5 protein-coding genes are annotated in these 17,057 nt (G+C 40.6%); 2 read left to right on the top strand and 3 right to left on the bottom strand.

Annotated elements, in window-relative coordinates; genetic code table 11:
- Positions 1-75: 75 nt before the first annotated feature.
- From F8S12_RS29905 to F8S12_RS29895, 3 genes are all read right to left on the bottom strand, one after another.
- Complete coding sequence (locus F8S12_RS29905; RefSeq protein ID WP_196519887.1) at positions 76-2,199, bottom strand: acylase; 2,124 nt, start codon at positions 2,197-2,199, stop codon at positions 76-78.
- A gap of 182 nt (positions 2,200-2,381) precedes the next feature.
- A complete protein-coding gene (locus F8S12_RS29900; protein WP_196519886.1) occupies positions 2,382-3,512 on the bottom strand; it encodes a PepSY-associated TM helix domain-containing protein in 1,131 nt (376 codons plus the stop codon).
- Positions 3,513-3,561: 49 nt separating this feature from the next.
- Entirely contained in the window at positions 3,562-6,282 is a 2,721-nt protein-coding gene (locus F8S12_RS29895) for a TonB-dependent siderophore receptor (RefSeq protein WP_196519885.1), read from the bottom strand.
- Positions 6,283-7,009: 727 nt separating this feature from the next.
- Between F8S12_RS29895 and F8S12_RS29890 the strand changes: the two genes are divergently transcribed.
- Positions 7,010-12,298 (top strand): non-ribosomal peptide synthetase, encoded by a 5,289-nt coding sequence (locus tag F8S12_RS29890; RefSeq protein WP_196519884.1) that lies wholly within the window; start codon positions 7,010-7,012, stop codon positions 12,296-12,298.
- Positions 12,291-16,916 carry a type I polyketide synthase gene (locus F8S12_RS29885; RefSeq protein ID WP_196519883.1) on the top strand — a complete coding sequence of 1,542 codons (4,626 nt, stop codon included), beginning with the start codon at positions 12,291-12,293 and terminating at the stop codon, positions 16,914-16,916. The genes F8S12_RS29890 and F8S12_RS29885 overlap by 8 nt, the downstream gene beginning before the upstream one ends.
- The last annotated feature ends 141 nt before the right edge of the window (positions 16,917-17,057 follow it).

The raw sequence follows: 17,057 nt of genomic DNA, 5'->3' as shown, positions 1-17,057 counted from the left end.
AATCATTTTCAAATAGGGGCTAAGAAGCGTCAGAAACTCCGCGCTACCAAAGTTGAGCGCGGAGTAGTTCATACTTCAAAATACTTTTCGTTCTTCCAAATGAGCATTAATCTCTTGGGGCGATCGCCACACTGGACGCAACTGTTTGCGAGCGAATAGTTGTATTTGATCGCCAACATGAGGCGAACCTGGTTGAGTTGCATTTCCGTAGCTGGTAAGAGCCATTGCGCGTACTGGTTGAGAAAATTCTACTGCCGCTACAAAGGAATCACCACCTATCGATTGGAAACGTTTCTCTGTTTCTGGGGAAAAATTCACAACTCGAAAGGTTCCCAAATATCCATCAGCACCGTTGCCTGGTAAATTTATCTTACCAGTCCGAAGCCGGAAAACTTCTCCCCAGCTAATATCTAGACTGCCATAGGTCTTTTGTATTTCTGTCGCAACTGCTTCTAATAATGCTACAGCTGCTTGCGGATTAGCTAAACCATCGGGGGTGGTACGTGGCTGCGTTTCACTCCAAGGTTGACTAAATGCTTGGTCAAAATCTAGCTTCTCTGCCCAAGCAGCAAACAGCACTGCACCTTGGCTATCTGCATTTGCTTGTCTATCCCATTTTGCTAAGACATCAGCTGCTTGCTGGGCTAATGGATTGCCTTGCTTTTGTGCAGGCGGAATCAAATCATCAAGAATCCGGTCTGCTAGTTCCATTTGTGTAGAATGCTTATAGGCAATCATTTCCTCAAAGGAAATACTTTCATCTTCAGCCAACATTCTGGCAGAACGCTGTGCGCGGAAATCCATTGGCCCTCGTGGTGCCATGTAGGATGGATAATTGTTTGCTTTGATGGCGCTTGGAAAAGTAGTAGTCCAAGGTGCGTCATTAGCATTTTGTAACCAACCACTAGGTGGGTCAATTACTTTAGGCAAATCTTTATAAGGGTGAATTTCAGTCCATAAAGTTTTGGATGTATCGCCGGGGATTATGCCTTGCCAGTATGCAAAGTCTCCTTCTTTCCGCACAGGAACCAAACCGTTGAATAGGTGCATAATATGACCCTCACGGTCGGCATACATAACGGTAAACATCGGGAGTTGCAAGCGTTGTAGCACCTTCTGAAATTGGGTAAGGTTTTTGGCGCTTGCCATATCCCACCACTGTTTCAATATACCTGAACTGTCTTCACCAACAACACGCAACGCTACAGTTTTACCATCTTTTCCTGTGATTACTGGCCCATGAACACTACTTTTGACTGAGAATGTTTGCGTAAGTAACGAGCCTTTTTTTTCCTTTACCTTCAAGGAAAAGGTTGCTGTTTCAAAGGGGCGAACTTTGCCATCGAAGAGATAGCCGTCTTTTTGCAATTTCAGTTCGTAGGCATCCCAGCCATCATGAGTATTGACGGTATGAGTCCAACCTAAATTATCGTTAAAGGCGATCGCTAGTACAGGAATGCCCACCAGTGTTGCTCCGTAAGCATCAATCCCTGGAGCCGTAATTTGTGCTTCATACCATAAAAATAAATCACTCCAAGGCAGGTGGGGATTGGCTAGCAGTAGCGCCTTACCACTGGCAGATCGTTTTGGTGCGATCGCCCAACCATTAGAACCTGGCGCAGACTTTGCATGGGTAATATCTGCAACTCTTCCCGGATCGACTACAAAAGTAAACAGAAGTACCCGTTGCAGGTGACTTAGTACATCTTGCGGCGTCACAGGCAAAACCACTTTTACTTCATCGTCAATTAAATCGGGATGCTCTTTGGCATAAGCATTGATACCAGATGCAAAGGCATTGAGATAATTCCGAAACGCAGAATTTTGCGCTTTATACCAAGTATTAGCACGTTTAGGTACTCCCATTGTCAGTACCCATTCGTCTGATTCTAAATAATCTTCTCCCCAATATTCGGCAGCCCGTCCCCGTGCTTGTCCGTAAAGGCGCAACAATAAGTTCCCGTGACTTTGCATCTGCGCCCAACCAAATGCTTGAAAAGCACCCTGTGGGTTATTACCATAAATATGGGGGATACCATAAGTATCCCAAAGGATTTCCGTCTTTTTGGTTACAGAACTAAAACTTTGACTACTCACCACCAAAGTAAAGATGATAGTGAGTAGAAAAGGTAAAAATTTTCGTGATTTTTTCTGCCAGCCAAAAAGATGATCGAACTGAATTTTAGTAGCAAAAAACATTGTAGTTGTAGTGTAAATATTGTAACTTTCGCTGACAAATACGGCGTTGCTGATTAAGGGGATGAATTTTGTTTCGCGCAAAGGCGCAAAGGCGCAAAGAATTAAGACTTGAATAAATGTAATTTTGGAATTTCCTACCCTGATTCAACAACAGTTTTGGGATATTTTTATTCGGAAGTCCCTTACTCTATTACTTGCTCTGTTCGGATCACTCTTTTGCGACCAGACCACATGACAAAGCCAGTCATAAATAGAATTAATGGTGCTATTCCTAAAAATACATAGAGAATGCGAGTTTTGATTCCCCCGAAAGTACCGAAGTGCAGGGCTGCAATGTATTTCCAAATTTGCTTGCCTAATGATTGTGTTTGTTGATTATCCAAACGCAATACTTTGCCAGTGTATTGATCTAGATGCACTAAGTTAGCTAACTTGTCACTATTTTCTGAAGATTTTTTATACACCCAGAAGGTATCTTCAGGGCTAGTTGCCAAGTAAACAACTGTTGTTTGGGCATTAGGTAATGCTACGTCAGCTTGTTTTAATATTTGTGAAAGTCCTAAAGAACGCTTACCTAATCCAGGCTGAGAAACAGGAGTTTCTGCTGGCTGTGGTGATAAGATAAGTGCGTGAATTAGAGAGTCAGTAAATTCATAAAAACTATAACAAATTCCGGTGAAGGCTGACAGAACAAAAAAGCCAGATGCAATGATTCCTGTAACTTTGTGAACATCAAAGTTAACTCGCTTAGGATGAGCTTTCCATTTAATTTTGAACCCAGTAATTAACCTTCTCCAACCTGGCCATAGTGCTACTCCTGTTATAGACAAAATCAACAACAACAACCCTGTAATACCAACTATCGTGATGCCAATTTTTTCTGCAAACAATCTGTAATGCAAATTTAGCATCAAACGATAAAATGTATATCTTTCAGGGCGATCGCCCATAATATACCCTGTATATGGATTGATAAATATTTCGTAGCGACCATCTAAATAAATTTGCGGATTTGCATTTGGTGTACTCATATTAAGTTTGTATGGATGATAGCTATCTTCTGGAATCTCAATTCCAAAAGCTTGCCAATCTGGGTAAGCTGCTTGAGAAATTTCAAGAATTTTTTCTGGTGAGAGGCTTTGTCCCACAGGAGTTACCCGCCCAAATTGTTGGGATGTAATTAGATCATCAACTTCGGAATGAAAAACTAACAAACTACCTGTTAAGCTAATCAAAACCAGTAGCAATCCTACTGCTAGACCGATATAGCGATGTAATTTAAATATCAAGTCGCGGAGTTGTTTTGCTTTCATGAATTCTTGACCTCAAAAGCAGTAATTGATCAATCAGGATAATTGTTTTTTACCAGGTAATTCGATATCCAATACTCAAGGTTGTGCCTTGACCCGCATAGTTGCCACTATCAAAAAAAGGTGCAAAGTATTGTGAGTAAACCGGGAAATATTGATTATTGAACAAATTTTGGATGCCAATTTGTAGTTCACCTGCACCTAGTTTGATGCTACTGAGATAGTCTACTGTCACATAGCTGCTGATTGCGCCACCATCAACTTCATCTTCAAAGGCGCGATCGCGATCGCCTGAATAAAGTAGTTGCAATCGGTTTCTCCAACCTTTGATAGTTTCGTTCTCTACATAAGCCGTCAATTTCAAAGGCGGAACTGTGATGCTATTTAGCGCTAGATAGTTACCATCATTGTCTTCGTCATTTTCACCTTCTGTCCAAGTGGCTGTACCGCCGAGTTTCCAACCTGTTGCTGGCTCTACGTCAACCGCAGCTTCTATACCATAGATTCGTTGAGGAGCGCGAATAGTTTGTAAGAAGTCGTCAATGACTTCAAAGTTTAAACCCAAGTCTGAAGTATTATAAAAAGCGGCCACTGATGCTTGTACATTCGGCCATTGACCTCGAATCCCAATCTCGTAGTTGTTTACTTTTTGTGGTTCGGTCAGTCTTACCGAATCGCTAACATTTACAAAGTCATCAGGTGGTAGTCTTAAAACTCTACCAATATCGGGTACTGAAAAGCCTTGAGCAAAGTTAGCAAACACACTGATATTTTCTGTCGGTTTGTAGACAATGCCTGCATTAAATACGGTGTCATCAAAATCGCGCCCACCTCCTTGAATATTGCGTCCATCAAAGGTGCTGTAGTCATCAACATCAAATCCTATGCGGACGTGACGTAATCCGCCACTCACTTGCACGCTGTTATTTATATCCCATTGCAACTGAGTGAACAAACCAAGGTCATTGAGGTCATAATTAGGTACGAAGGTACGTTCTTCAATTTTCCGGTAAACCCTACCGCCAGTGCCATCTAACTCATTAGCATCAAAAATTTCAAACCTTTGAGAACTCTGCTCATTCGTGTAGTCAATTCCCCAAAGTAAACTAACAGTCTTTGCTTGAGTTAGCGGAGTTTCGATTTGTAATCGTCCGCCAATTTGTTGTGAGTCTCCAGGTGTATTGAAAACAAAGCCTGTAAAGCCTTCACGGTCATCGTTAGGAAAACCACCAGGGAAGATGTTTTTCCGAAAATACAATTGAGAACTCAGCTTGCTACCAAAAATGTTGTCATTGGTGTAGTTTAAATTAACTAAAGTATTTTTCAGAGTATCTGTATTCCTAGCCCCGATAACAGTTGTTCCTTCTGGTAGGCGGATGGCGCGGGATTTTTGAATACCGGGAATGTTATCAATTTCAGGGTCGGAAATAAACTCAGTGTCTTGTTCCTGCTGGTAATGATTGAAGGTAAATTGCAGGCGCTGTTCCGGTGACAATTCGACTCCGATCTTACTTAAGACGTTCAATTTCGTGATGTCGTCTTCACCTGAAAAGTTAGCAATGCGATCGCCATCTGCATCATAAAAACCGGCAGCAGTAGCGAGAGAAAAACCCAAAGTATAGTCAAATTTGCCTTCAGTACCAGATATTTGATGCGACAACTTGTAGCCGAAACTATCTTCAGAGCGGGTTAAAGAAGTGTTTAAACCAATATCTGTTGTAGAAGTTAGTTTTTGACCGCTTGGCCTCTTAGTAATAATGTTGATCACACCACCGGTAGCCTGACCACCATAAATCGCGTTGGGGCCGCGCACAACCTCAATCCTTTCAATTGCGCTGGGATCGATGGTTGAGAGTGCAGCTGGAATAGATTGCAAATTACTGTTTTGAGGAACGCCATCAATTAAAACGGAAATGTTGCGACCTCGCAAAGTCTGCCCAAAAATATTACTACGATTAGTGGGTGAACCAAAGCCAGGAACGGTTTTGGCCAGAATATCAGTTAAGTTAGTGCTTAACTTGGCTTGTTCTTCAATCTGTTCACGCCCAATCACAGTTACAGAACGCGGTACATTCAGCACGTCCTCTTCGGTACGGGTTGCTGTCACTACGAGTTCAATTGGTTCGTCACTTTCAGCTGTTGACTCAGTAGATGTTGATTCACTCGCTGGTGGTTGTGGTGATTGTTGTTCTGGTGATGGTGGTTGTGGTGATGATGGTTGTTGTGTGACTGATGCAACAGGTATAAAGCCAAAAATCAAACCCTCATCACCATCAAACAACTCGACAGTTGGTAGCCCCGACTCTCCTGTTACCGTCAATCGGACAGTATTCGGATCTTGATTAGTTACTTGTAAAAGCGAAATTCCTGCTGTTGGTTTCTCTTGGCGAAATGTCGTCTCACCATTAGATAGCCGCAATTGAGCGTTGGGAATATCAGCAATATATGTATTGCCCTCGTTCTTTGGTGAGACTTGCAACTTATCCCCTTGAGAAGTCTCTAAGATAATCTCTACACCCTTGTCGGTGGGATTAACTTTAACTGCCGTAACTGGTATGACCGCTTGGACTGGCGCCTGAACTACGTTTTGGGCGCTAGTATGCGGCAAATTTATCTGTGAACCAACTTTCTCAGAACTTACACTTGTACCAGAGCTTGTGTCAGAGCGTTGCTCGTCTATTTTTAGTGTCTCCTGACTTAAGGCAGGAGTTATCAACAGCAAAAAAAATGCGCCTGTAAGCAACAGGCTTTGAAATAGTTGATCTCGTTTCATTTTTGTCCTCAACACCAGTGGCGCCGCTTCACTTGTACTTGGCGACACAGCAAATTATTAAAATATATTCGCATTACATATTAGGATAAATCGTTGCTTATTACAAATAGTTTTGTCATTAACTAATAACTTTGATGAGAATTTTTAGAATAAGCTGCTGAACAACGCTAGAAGGCAGTGGGATCTGGAGGCGATCGCTCAAAGGTCGCTGAATAACCCGCCCTTTAAGCAAAAATTCGGCTCTTCAACTTTACATAAGTTAAAATTCCTTGGCTTTTAATTGCAAAAGTGCTTGAGAATTTTTCTGTATCTACCCTCTCAAAAATTGCTATAAGTCAATAAAAGCAAGCAATTTGATGATTTAATGCCCAGAATTAACTAAAGGACAAGGACAATTTATTCATAGCCTCAGCTAATTTTTATAAGATTTATTAATAACTTATGCTTATAATAGATAGCTTGCAATTGCAATTAACTTCTATTAAACTTGGCGTTAACAATTGAAAATGAGTTGCAATTAGCTCAGTTAAAAATAGCGATCCTAGTCACCTAAAGGCTAGCTGTGGTTGTCCCATCATTTCTTAAGTGCCGGCAAGAAATCCTGTGGATTTTGTGCTTTTGATGGGTGTAGAGAGTTTAAGATTTTTCTCTCTAAGAAGGAATGGAGTAAGTTTTCCTTCTTTCATTCTCAAGATTATCAGTGTGCATCTCAACGGTTGAAAGCAAGATGAATCAAGCTTTTCATGGCTTAAAAAGTTCCCCTGAATACTCTACAGTTGTTGATATCCTCCACTTAAGAAGCTCTATACAGGCAGAGCAAATTGCTTTTACCTTCTTAGAAGATGGAGAAACAACACAAGCAACACTGACTTACCGTGAACTAGATCGGCGATCGCGTGCGATCGCATCTCAACTACAAGCATTAAATTTAAGTGGGGAACGTGCCTTACTGCTTTATCCACCAGGACTAGATTACTTGGTTGCTTTTTTCGGTTGTCTGTATGCTGGGGTGGTAGCGGTTCCAGCTTACCCACCGCGCAACCAGCGCAACACACCGAGAATTAAGGCTGTGGTGACAGATGCACAGGCAGCGATCGCTTTGACTACAACCGCAATTTTACCCACTGTTAAATCCTTGCTAACCGGAAATTTGCAATGGCTAGCTACTGATAACCTAGAGCCAGGAATAGAAGATACTTGGCAACAGCCGATTATTCATACAGATACTTTAGCCTTTCTGCAATATACATCAGGTTCTACAGGTACACCAAAAGGCGTGATGCTCAGTCATGGTAATCTGCTGCACAACGCAGCCATGACTTATCAATTGATGGAGCATTCAGATGCAAGTAAGTTTGTATCCTGGCTGCCTATTTATCATGATATGGGACTGATTGGAGGCATACTACAACCTCTATATGGTGGTTTTCCTTGTATCTTAATGTCTCCAGCATCTTTTTTGCAGCGCCCTTACCGATGGTTGCAGGCTATTTCTAGATATAAAGGTACTACCAGTGGTGGGCCTAACTTCGCCTACGAGCAATGTATTCAAAAGATTACTCCTGAACAACGCCAAACTCTTGACTTAAGCAGTTGGAGTGTGGCCTTCAACGGTGCCGAACCTATCCGAGGAGAAACTTTAGAGCAATTTGCAGCGACTTTTGCTGAATGTGGGTTTCGCAAAGAAGCTTTTTACCCCTGCTATGGTATGGCAGAAGCAACATTGATGGTGACTGGAGGAGAGAAAGCAGTCATACCTACGATTAAAACAGTTACAGCAACAGCACTCGCCAGTAATCGGATAGCTCAAGCCAATAGTGAAAATCGGGATGTCAAGACTCTAGTTAGCTGTGGTTACACTTTACCAGGACAACAGATAGTTATTGTCAATCTAGAAAGTTTGATTAGTTGTCAAGCTGATGAAGTTGGAGAAATTTGGGTATCCGGGCCGAGCATTGGTCAAGGTTATTGGAATCATCTAGAAGAGACTCAAAATACTTTTCACGCATACCTTCAGGATAGTGGAGCAGGGCCTTTTTTACGGACTGGAGATTTAGGCTTTTTGCATGATGGCGAACTCTTTATTACCGGACGAGTCAAAGATTTAATTATTATCCGAGGTCGTAACCTCTACCCTCAAGACATTGAGTTAACTGTAGAATCCAGTCATCCAGCTTTACGTAATGGTAGCGGTGCAGCCTTTAGTGTTGAGATTGGTAATGAAGAACGGCTATTTATAGTTCAAGAATTAGAATTTCGTGCCAAAGCAGATATTGATGAAGTTATTGCTGTAATTCGCCAAGCTGTAACCCAAGAACATGAGGTGCAAGCTTATGGTGTGGTGTTAATCAAACCAGGTAGTATCCCTAAAACCTCTAGTGGCAAAATTCAACGCCGTTTAACTCGTTCTAAGTTCATATCAAATAATTTAGATGTTGTAGGATGCAACACTTTCCAAAGTAGTGAGGTTGTCAAAACCACAAATCAGTTACGACGAGAAGTTCTTTTAAAGCTGACACCGCAAGAACGTCAACCACTGTTAGAGTCATATCTTCAAGAACAAGTGGCACGGGTATTAGCGATCGCACCCGATGCAATCATACCCGAACAATCATTAACTACTTGGGGACTCGATTCTCTAGCAGTATTTGAGTTAAAAAACCGGATTGAGGTAGACTTAGAAGTTGCTGTTTCTGTGGCAGAATTCTTTGAAGGTTTGAGTGTGCGATCGCTCTGTTATAAAATATTGGCTGAGTTGAAAAACACAGCTACACCTTCATTACCTCTAACTCCAGTTCTCAAAGCTACAACTTACCCCCTTTCTAGCGCTCAACAGGGACTCTGGTTTATTAATCAGCTAAATATAGAAAATCCTGCGTATAACGTTCCTATCGAAATTACTTTTCAAGGGAACCTTAACATTACTGCATTGCAAGATAGTTTCAACGAAATTATCAAACGCCATGAAGCCTTGCGGACAAACTTTGTAGTTGTTGAAGAAGAAACCGTTCAGGTTATTCATCCATCTGTAAGTTTGACTTTGCAAGTTGAAGATTGGCAACAATCGACAAAGTTAATTCAACAACCCTTTGACTTATCTTCTGAATTGCTCTTACGCGCTCAACTTATACATTTAGCTGAAAAAGAATACAAACTACTCCTGATTTTGCACCACATTATTGCCGATGGTTGGTCTGTAGGAATACTAATCAGAGAACTGACAGCAATTTATGAAACATTCGCGCAGGGAAAACCATCTCCACTTCCAGAACTACCCCTTCAATATGTAGATTTTTCTGCTTGGCAAAGACAGTGGTTGGAGAGCGATCGCATTCAGTCTTCATTAACATATTGGCAGCAACAATTAAGTGGCAAACTGCCTATATTAAATTTACCAACCGACCGACCGCGATCGGCAATTCCTAGCTTTAAAGGCGCACAAGCAACATTAGTTTTGCCTCCTACTCTCACAGCAAAACTCAAAAGCCTCAGCCATCAGGAAGGTGTTACTTTATTCATGACCTTATTGGCTGCTTTCAAAATATTACTTTATCGCTATACAGGCGAGACAGATATTCTGGTAGGTTCTCCCATTGCCAGCCGCAACCGTGCTGAAATTGAACCGTTAATTGGGTTTTTTGTCAATGTTTTAGTACTGCGTACCAATCTTTCAGATATACCCAGTTTTAAAGAGTTACTAACAAGAGTTAAGTCAACGGCTGTAGCTGCTTACGCTCACCAAGAACTACCCTTTGAGAAATTAGTAGAAGTACTCCAACCAGAACGAGATATTAGTTACAATCCACTGTTTCAGGTGGCGTTTGTACTCCAGAATATTCCGATTTCCCCTCCGCAGTTAACGGATATATCTATAACCATTCAAGAAAAGTTTAATGGTGCTGCTAAATTCGATTTAACTCTATATGTGGAAGATACAGAACTAGGATTGATCACAACTCTAGAGTACAACACTGATCTGTTTAACGCAGATAGCATGACTCGAATGTTAGAGCATTTTTCTACATTGTTAACAGGCATTGTTATCAATCCTGAACAGAGCGTCGCCTATTTACCGTTACTAACAGCATCCCAAAGAAATCAAATAGTATTTGACTGGAATTGTACTCAGAAAGACTATTCATTAAAACAGTGTATTCATCAACTATTTGAGCAGCAAGTAGAAGAAACACCAGATGCGATCGCTATCATCTTTGAGAACCAACAGTTAACATATAGGCAGTTAAATAACCGCGCCAATCAGGTAGCACACTATCTACAACAGCTAGGTGTTAAACCAGAGATGCTAGTTGGCATTTGCATGGAACGCTCGCTAGAAATGGTGATTGGGTTATTAGCTATCCTCAAGGCTGGAGGTGCTTACTTACCACTAGATCCTACCTATCCCCAAGAGCGTTTAACATTCATGTTGACAGATACCCAAATAACGGTTTTGCTAACACAACAACATATAGTTTCAACACTGGCAACAACAAACGCGCAAGTAGTTTGTTTAGATAGTAACTGGCAAGAAAATTTCGCTCATCAAAGCCAAGAAAATGCCTTAAGTAATGTTAAATCGGAAAACTTAGCCTATGTAATTTATACTTCTGGTTCTACAGGAAAACCTAAAGGTGTGATGAACACCCATCAAGGGTTGTGCAATCGCTTGCTGTGGATGCAAGACGAGTATCAATTAACAGCAATCGACAGAATTTTACAAAAGACACCTTTTAGCTTTGATGTCTCTATTTGGGAATTTTTCTGGACTTTAATTACAGGTGCAACTTTAGTTTTAGCTAAACCAGGAGGTCATCAAGATAGTGCCTATCTTGTGAAGTTAATTGCCAAATTGCAAATTACGACTTTGCACTTTGTTCCTTCAATGCTACAAATATTCTTAGAAGAACCTGATTTAGATGAATGTAACAGTATTATCAAACGGGTGATTTGTAGTGGTGAGGCACTTTCTGCTGACTTGCAAGCAAAATTCTTTGCTCGTCTAGATGCAGAACTACATAACCTTTACGGGCCGACAGAAGCAGCGATTGATGTCACCTTTTGGAATTGCGATCGCAATTCTCAACAGCGTATAGTTCCTATTGGTCGTCCCATCGCTAATACTCAGATATATATTTTAGATCGTGACTTACAGCCTGTTCCTATCGGCGTTCCTGGTGAATTGCATATTGGTGGTGTAGGTTTGGCGCGGGGTTATTTGAATAATCCTGAGTTAACTAACGAAAGGTTTATTCTTAGTCCTTTTGAGCAAGAAAAACGCCTTTATAAAACAGGAGATTTAGCACGTTACCTTCCTGATGGCAACATCGAATTTTTGAGAAGAATTGACCATCAAGTAAAAATTCGTGGTTTCCGTATTGAGCTAGGAGAAATAGAGGCAGTCTTAACACAACATCCAAATGTCAAAGAAACTGTCTTAGTTGCCAGAGAAGATATTATAAATGAACCCCGCCTAGTTGCTTATGTAGTTTTTGAGTCAGAAGTAGCATTTTCTATTAGTGAATTACGGCAATATCTGAAAGAAAAATTACCTGAGTATATGCTACCTTCTACCTTTGTACAGTTAGTAACATTACCACTTTCGCCTAATGGTAAAGTAGAGCGTAATGCTTTACCTGCACCAGAAAATTTGCATCTAGAGTTGGCAGCTAATTATCAGGCTCCTGAATCTGATGTAGAAAAAACTATAGCTAAAGTTTGGCAACAAGTACTGCATTTAGAAAAAGTAGGCATTCATGATAATTTCTTTGACCTCGGTGGACATTCCTTATTAGTAGTGCAGGTGAACAACAAACTGCGGGAAATTTTAAACCGTGATTTATCAGTTGTAGAAATTTTTCAAAATCCGACTATTAAAGCACTTGCACAATATTTAAGCCAAAAATCAGAAGCCAGAACAAGTTTAGAAAAAATGCGCGATCGCGCCAACAAACAAGTTGAAGCTATCAACCGCAAAAAGCAATTTTTGAACAAGCAAGGGAAAAATATTTATGGATAACGCTACAAATTATGATGTCTTACAAGGCATAGCTATCATTGGGATGGCAGGGCGTTTTCCTGGTGCCAAAAATATAGCAGAATTTTGGCACAATTTGCGAGATGGTGTAGAATCAGTAACTACTTTCACCGATGCAGAACTAATTGCTGCTGGAGTTGATAAAAATCTCCTAAACGATCCTAATTATGTTAAAGCTGGGGCAATATTAGAAGATATAGATTTATTTGATGCTTCCTTTTTTGGATTTAACCCCAAAGAAGCAGAAATCACCGATCCACAACATCGTTTATTTTTACAATGTGCCTGGGAAGCTTTAGAAAATGCTGGCTATGATTCTAGTCGTTGTGAAAGTCGCATTGGGGTATATGGTGGTGCTAGTTTAAATAATTATTTATCATTTAATGATGAGTATCTAGGTTCCGCGAGTAGTTTTCAAAAGTTAATTGGTAACGATAAAGATTACCTAACCACCCGTGTTTCTTATAAATTAAATCTTTCTGGGCCAAGTATTACTATTCAAACTGCTTGTTCCACTTCCTTAGTAGCGATTTCTTTAGCTTGCCAGAGTTTATTGAATTACCAATGTGATATGGCATTGGCAGGCGGTGTTTCAATTCGAGTACCCCAAAAAACAGGTTATTTGTATCAAGAAGGCGGAATATTATCAACCGATGGACACTGCCGCGCCTTTGATGCTAATGCTAGAGGCACAATTATTGGTAATGGTGTGGGAATTGTAGTGTTAAAGCGATTGGCAGATGCGATCGCTGATCGAGACTGCATCCATGCAATAATTAAAGGTGCCGCTATTAATAACGATGGTGCTACAAAAGTGGGCTACACTGCACCTAGCGTTAACGGTCAAGCAGAAGCAGTTGCAGAGGCGCTTACCTTAGCTGGAGTTGAGCCTGAAACAATTACCTACATTGAAGCTCACGGCACTGGCACAAGTTTAGGCGATCCCATTGAAATTGCTGCCCTCACGAGTGTTTTTCGTGCTGATACAGACAAAAAAGGCTATTGTGCGATCGGTTCAGTGAAAACTAATATCGGTCATCTAGATGCCGCCGCCGGAGTTACAGGTGTAATTAAGACTGTTTTGGCTTTGAAACACAAGTTAATCCCCCCCAGCTTGAATTTTGAGCAACCCAACCCTGAGATTGACTTTAAAAATAGCCCTTTCTATGTCAATACTCAATTGAAGACATGGAAAGCAGGAAGAACTCCTAGACGGGCGGGAGTAAGTTCTTTAGGTATTGGCGGAACGAATGCTCATGTGATTCTCGAAGAAGCGCCATCTGTGAATGAGCCGGAAAGTAGGACAAGAGATTATCATCTGTTGCTATCTGCGAAAACTGACTCAGCATTAAAAACTACAACCAAAAACCTAGCTCAACATCTCAGACAGTATCCAGAAGTAAATTTAGCAGATGTAGCCTATACACTTCAAGTTGGACGGAGAGAATTTAATCATCGTTGTATGGTGATAGCCAAAGATTCTAAGGAGGCAGCTACTTTATTAGAATCGCCAAGAGTTTTCATGCACTGCCAAGAAGATATAAAGCGTGCGATCGTTTTTATGTTTCCAGGACAGGGAGCGCAATATGTGAACATGGCTAAAGGACTCTACGAAAGTGAATCTGGATTTCGAGAGCAAGTTGATTATTGTGCAGAGTTCCTCAAACCTTTGTTGAAATTAGATTTACGTCACATCTTATATCCTGATGTCGAACAAACAGAAGAAGCTACACAAAAACTGCAACAAACAGAAATTGCTCAACCTGCATTATTTGTAATTGAGTATGCTTTAGCTCAGTTGTGGATGAGTTGGGGAGTAGAGCCGCAAGCTGCAATTGGTCACAGTATTGGGGAATATGTCGCTGCTTGTTTAGCAGGTGTTTTTTCCCTCAAAGAAGCTTTAATATTAGTCGCCAAACGTGGGCAATTGATGCAGCAATTACCAAAGGGGGCAATGTTAGCTGTTTCGTTACCCGCAGCCGATGTTCAACTTCTTTTAAATCCAGAATTTTCCTTAGCAGCAAGTAACGCTCCTAGTTTATCTGTAGTATCAGGTACAACAGAAGCGATCGCTAACTTGCAAAATCATTTAAATTCCCAAGGAATTGTCTGCCGTTTGTTGCATACTTCCCATGCTTTTCATTCTCAGATGATGAACCCCATCATTGAAGAATTCACAGAGCAAGTGAGAAAAGTTAATCTAAAATCTCCTGAAATTCCTTTTATTTCCAATGTCACAGGCACATGGATTACTGCAACAGAAGCCACAAATCCTAACTACTGGGCAAGACATTTATGGCAAACTGTACAGTTTAATGATGGAGTGCAAGAACTACTTAAAGATGCAGCAAAAATTTGGTTAGAAGTTGGCCCCAATCGCACTTTAAGCACGTTAGTAAAACAACATTCTGTAGAGCAGCAGGTTGTGTTTGGTTCTAGCCGCCATCCCCAAGAATCCCAGTCAGATGTAGAGTTTTTATTGAACACTTTGGGACAACTTTGGCTAGCAGGAGTGCAGATAGATTGGTCTAGCTTTTATGCTGAAGAAAAACCCTATCGCATCCCTTTACCAACTTATCCATTTGAGCGCCAACGTTACTGGATTGAATCACCAAAGCAGCAAGGTAAAGGCAACAAAAGTGCTATTTCAAACACCAAAAAACCTGATATTGCTGATTGGTTTTACATCCCAAGTTGGAAACAAACTATTGCACTGCAAAATCGGGCTGAGGAAAAATCTTGTTGGCTAATTTTTAGCGATCGCTGTGGGGTCGGGAAACAAATCGAGCAACGGCTAACACAAGCTAATGATGATGTGATTACCGTTATCCCAGGAGAGGAGTTTACAAAACTTTCTGATCGCAATTATATGATCAATCCTCGGCATTCCCAGGATTATGACACTTTACTTCAAGAATTAAAAGTGTTGGGTAAAGTGCCGAATGCGTTGTTTACCGCCGCAGGCATCGCGCATTTATGGAGTTTGACGCAAAATCTCCAAACTGACTATGAAACCAGTCAATATTTAGGCTTTTATAGTTTGCTATTCTTAGCTCAAGCAATTGGCAATCACAACCTCATAAATTCCATCCAAATCACTGTTGTAAGTAACAATATCTACGACATTACGGGTGCAGAACAATTAAGCCCACAAAAGGCAACCATATCGGGTTGTTGTCAGGTGATTCCACAAGAGTACCCCAACATTATTTGTCGTAGTGTTGATATTGTCATTCCCTCATCAGAACAAGAACGCCAGCAGTTAATAGAACAACTTATATTAGAACTCAAGGTAAATTCCTCCGATTCTGTAGTTGCCTACCGAGGTAAACATCGATGGTTGCAAAACTTCGATCCAGTTCGTTTGGAAGCTACTAATGAGCACACGCCGTTAAAGGAAAAAGGAGTTTATCTAATTACGGGTGGTTTAGGAAGTATTGGTTTAGTAATAGCAGAATACCTCGCCAAAACTGTACAAGCTAGATTAATTTTAGTTGGACGTTCTGGTTTACCTTCAAGACAACAATGGTCAGAATGGCTATCTACCAATGATGAAAAAGATCCTACCAGTCTCAAAATTCAAAAGGTGCAGGCGCTAGAGAAATTAGGCGCAGAAGTGCAAGTGATCAGTGCAGATGTTACCAATTTGACACAAATGCAACAAGCGATCGCAGAAACATTAGAAAAATTCGGTCAACTTAACGGCGTGATTCATGCGGCTGGAATTGCTGGAGGTGGGATGATCCAACTGAAAACACCAGAAATTGCTGCTAAGATATTGGCTCCAAAAGTCCAAGGAACATTAGTACTTGCCGAAGTACTTAAAAATCAAGATATTAATTTAGATTTCTTGGTTCTTTGTTCATCACTTAGTGCAATTTTAGGTGAATTTGGACAAGTAGATTATTGTGCAGCTAACACATTTTTGGATACTTTTGCTCACCAGAATACTAATAAAACTGGATTACATACAGTAGCAATTAACTGGGATGTCTGGCAAGATATTGGTATGGCAATTAATCCTGCTGTACCTCATAAAATTAAACAGCAGTTACAAGAACGTCTAAAACAAGGTATTATATCTGCTGAAGGTGTAAATGTATTTAGTCGTATTCTTGGTATTAAAACTTCTCAAATTGTAGTTTCAACTCAAGATTTACAAGCAAAATTCTCAAGTAAGGCATTACTACTCGAAGAAATAGCACAATGTAACCCATCTGAATCGAACTACAAAATTACCAGAGAAAGGGAAAATTATCTAGCTCCAGAAAATGAAATAGAACAACAAATTGCTGACATTTGGCAAGAACTTTTAGGTATTGAACAGATAAGTGGCAATGATAATTTTTTTGAACTAGGCGGACATTCATTATTAGCAGTGCAAATCCTTTCTCGATTGCGAGAAAAATTTTCAGTGGAACTAACCTTAAGGACTCTACTATCTGAAGCTCCAACGATAGCAGAATTAGCCAAAATCATTAGCGATCGCCAATCTTCATTTGACGACAGTAAACTTTTAGAAAACTTATTAGCCGAAATTGAAAATCTCTCAATTACTGAAATTCAAAAACAACTGACAGAAGCATCAAACCTAAAATAAAACTTGTATAGGAATCCTATTTGAGTTGTGAAAACAATCGAACCGCCAAGTCGCCAAGAGAAGAAACAGAGCCGTTGCTGAATCAAGGGATGAAATATTACTCCTTATCCTCTCTGCGTCTCTGCGCCTCTGCGTGAGAAA

Source organism: Nostoc sp. WHI, assembly GCF_015714725.1.
GTDB lineage: Bacteria > Cyanobacteriota > Cyanobacteriia > Cyanobacteriales > Nostocaceae > Nostoc.
The sequence above is the reverse complement of the archived record's forward strand: the minus strand, read 5'-3'. Positions and strand labels throughout refer to the sequence as shown.

Excerpts from the sequence above, each read along its gene's own strand:
- F8S12_RS29905 (WP_196519887.1), bottom strand. The coding sequence starts at position 2,199 with ATGTTTTTTGCTACTAAAATTCAGTTCGATCATCTTTTTGGCTGGCAG.
- F8S12_RS29900 (WP_196519886.1), bottom strand. The coding sequence starts at position 3,512 with ATGAAAGCAAAACAACTCCGCGACTTGATATTTAAATTACATCGCTAT.
- F8S12_RS29895 (WP_196519885.1), bottom strand. The coding sequence starts at position 6,282 with ATGAAACGAGATCAACTATTTCAAAGCCTGTTGCTTACAGGCGCATTT.
- F8S12_RS29890 (WP_196519884.1), top strand. The coding sequence starts at position 7,010 with ATGAATCAAGCTTTTCATGGCTTAAAAAGTTCCCCTGAATACTCTACA.
- F8S12_RS29885 (WP_196519883.1), top strand. The coding sequence starts at position 12,291 with ATGGATAACGCTACAAATTATGATGTCTTACAAGGCATAGCTATCATT.